At 41.4% G+C, this 3196-nt stretch carries 2 protein-coding genes; one reads left to right on the top strand and one right to left on the bottom strand.

Annotation, left to right across the window (positions count from 1 at the left end; genetic code table 11):
* Positions 1-182 precede the first annotated feature (182 nt).
* The gene (locus A142_RS11110; protein ID WP_019820599.1) at positions 183-2006 is read right to left on the bottom strand and encodes a M4 family metallopeptidase; all 1824 of its coding nucleotides are present in this window, start codon (positions 2004-2006) and stop codon (positions 183-185) included.
* Positions 2007-2635: 629 nt separating this feature from the next.
* On the opposite strand from A142_RS11110, the gene A142_RS11105 reads away from it, so the two are divergent.
* Positions 2636-3100, top strand: coding sequence for a hypothetical protein (locus A142_RS11105; RefSeq protein ID WP_019820597.1), 465 nt, complete (start codon positions 2636-2638; stop codon positions 3098-3100).
* The last annotated feature ends 96 nt before the right edge of the window (positions 3101-3196 follow it).

Raw genomic sequence — 3196 nt, 5'->3', positions numbered from 1 at the left:
ATAAAACAATGCCTAAGTATCCTTGATATTTATAAATTAATAAGCGTATCAGTAAATAATTTACAATATTATTAACTACACTGGTGTTTCACGAAAAAACCTACTCAAAGTGAGTAGGTTTTTATTTCGTGGTTAACCGCTAGTTCTTCGTTTTATAACCTGTTTAAGAGGCTCGTTCTAACTCAATCTAAACGCAATGTTAGGCCTGAGTAGTTTGAGTATCCGCGCAGTAATACATGATAGGTCACGCCCGGTTGCGCGCTCACACTGCACTGTTCGTTGTTTCCAGCACGATAAGGGCGACAATCGTAACTTGATGTGGTTGGCTTGCTTCCCGATTTCACATAAAGGTCAGCATCACCTGAGCCGCCAGACATTGAAACCGTCACGTTTGATGCTGAATCAACGGTGAACGTGTAGAAGCTCTCTGAAGATTGATTCCCGCTTAGGTTCGCAATCGGTGTGCCTTTCGTTAATACATTGCCAGTTGGAGGCGTTCCACCACAACTTGCATTAACGCCTACCGTGTTAAAAGCATCTTCAACATCGGCAACCACATAGCCCATGTCTGCTGCGGCTTTCGCTACGCCACAAGCACCGGCATCAAAGGTACTGTTTGCCGTCCAATACAGTTGGTTTGCGACGGTGAATATTTCAAAGCTCTTACGTACATTCCAACCCGATTTGTTCGCTAAAAGGTAAAAGGCGCGGTTGTAAACACCGCTAGACAAGTGAACGTTCAAACCATCGTAGTATTGAGAGGCATGATCAATCGAGCGACCATCTTTTGAAGGTTGATCAAAGTAACGCAAGCCACCTTCAGACTTGAATATATCGCTACCGACCACCCAATCCACATTGCCACGCAAGTAGTATTCAGCCGCTTCGCCCGCAATGTCTGAGAAGGCTTCATTCATACCACCCGACATATTTCGGTACACAAGACCGGAGTTTTGCTCGGTGAACCCGTGGCTGACTTCGTGAGCACTCACGTTGATATCGACTAATGGATAAAAGGTATTTTTGCCATCTCCAAATGTCATGGATGAGCCATTCCAGAAGGCATTTTCATAATCGGTACCGTAATGAACACGCATCGTCAGTTGGAACGTTAAAGGCGATGTGTTCATCCACTCTTTGTACATATCGAATACGACATTACCAAAATAGTGCGCATCGTTAAGAGGCGAGTAAGCCCCGTTAATGTATTTGTGATCGGTGTAGTTGGTGCCGTCGGCACAGTTGTAACTGTAGGCTGTGCTACCAGAGGTTCCGTTCCTCAAATCGACTGTCTTAACGGATTCATTTTCTAACTTACAAGTTGTGCCTGTTTTGTCGATAGGAAAGCTAGGGAAGTCACTGCCATATTCATATCGAGTGGTTTTGAGGTTGCCACCGGGGCCAGTACCTAATGCTTTAGCGTGGTTTAGTCCATTCCATTTTTGGAGCACATCGCCAGTCGTGGCATCAATAAAGTAGAAAGGGCGCTCTGGCATTGAGGACGCGATAAAGAAATCGACCAGATACACCACTTGGGCGACTTGGTTCTCATCCAATCTCACCATTAGTTTCGCGTTTTTGTTTTCAATCGACTTTTTGCCGACAGTAAACGTGCGGTGAGAGGATATCGCAGCTTCAATCGCTTGTTCTCGATTCAGTTTTGGCGCGATGCTGGATAGGTCACCACTGATCCCCTGTGCCATGGAGCCGAACACCTGAGTGGGTTGGTTCTTGGAAAGGGTAGCCACGACCGAAGTATCAAAGACGGGTAAACCTAAGTGAGTTTGTTGATAGCGGACTTTGGTTTTTCCATTGGGTAATACCACCCGTTTAACTTCAGAAAAACCTAATTCAAGTGGAGCAACACTCTTCGACTGAGCGACGAGGCTTTGTTGTAGTAATGCATCATTATCGACTCTGACCATTTCTGCAGCGTGTGTATTAAAGCCAAAAGATGTACCTAGAATAGCTGCTAATTTCCAGCTTAGTTGACGTTGTTGGTTCATTTTTCGTTCCTGATTTTAATATAAACTCCTTCTTCCCAACGACTTTATAGGAAGTCTATATGCAACACGCTAATGCCATGTGTTGCGAATCAAGATTGGAAGAGCATTTGGAATTATGACAAGTTTATCAGGGAGATTTATTTTTAGAGTATGTAATTCAAAGTTTACAAAAAAGCTTATTGATCAAATTGTTTTTATAAAATCTAATTTTATTATTTATCGTAAACGTATGAAGGGGCGAGAGTTATTAAAACCCGCTTTGTTTTAATTTATAGAATGAATTTCTCTAAGTTAATTTCGATATTTTTCAGTTTTTATCTTAATTACAAATGAGTAAATAACTGGATTTTTTGAAGTGGAAATATTGTCTTTATTATCAATAGTAAATTTGTTTTAACAATACTCTCCAGATAAATTATCAAGTTTTCTTCATTTAGTTTTTTTAGATAGAAAAATCCTTACATTTCCTTGTTCAATCACAAATCAAGAGTGATAAGTCATTGTTATAAATGGAGTAAGTCGCTTAAGATAGGCAGCATGGGAAACTAGATAGAAAAACGCTGTATTTAAATACAGAAATTCTCTGTCTAATAGCTGTTATGTATCGTAATAAAATAAGAAGGTAGTCAATGGCTAGACCAATTATAGAAAATATTAAGACTTGGCCTCGTAACTTGAGTACAGCTCAAGGTGGAGGTTTATCTACATCACAGTATGGTGGTATGTCGACCTCACAATATGGTGGCATGTCAACATCTCAATACGGTGGAATGTCCACGTCACAGTATGGTGGTATGTCGACGTCACAATACGGTGGTTTGTCTACATCTCAATATGGCGGCTTATCTACGGCTCAATACGGTGGCTTATCAACAGCTCAGTATGGTGGGCTGTCAACTGCTCAATATGGCGGCTTATCTACAGCTCAAGGTGGAGGCATGTCAACATCTTCTAGTAACGTTTATAAAAGTAATATTCCACCGTGGCCTGTGTTTGTACGTGAGTTAGAGGCAAGGGGCTATCAGTCTCAAGCTGATTTAATTCGGCAACATTTACCTGAACATTTATGGCCTGAGAATTTCTTCAATAGCTAAATATAATAGCAAAAGCGCTCACTAAGATAGCGGTGGCCAGATACATAACAAATTGCTTAACAGGGACTCGGCTTTGTTGCGTAATTCAATGGAACT

Origin of the sequence: Vibrio splendidus 12E03 (assembly GCF_000272105.2) — a bacterium.
In the GTDB taxonomy this organism is placed as follows: Bacteria; Pseudomonadota; Gammaproteobacteria; order Enterobacterales; family Vibrionaceae; genus Vibrio; species Vibrio splendidus_I.
This window is presented reverse-complemented; position numbering and strand designations above follow the sequence as displayed.

What these genes read in the sequence shown, in the direction of transcription:
- A142_RS11110 (WP_019820599.1), bottom strand. Translation starts at nt 2,006, where the DNA reads ATGAACCAACAACGTCAACTAAGCTGGAAATTAGCAGCTATTCTAGGT.
- A142_RS11105 (WP_019820597.1), top strand. Translation starts at nt 2,636, where the DNA reads ATGGCTAGACCAATTATAGAAAATATTAAGACTTGGCCTCGTAACTTG.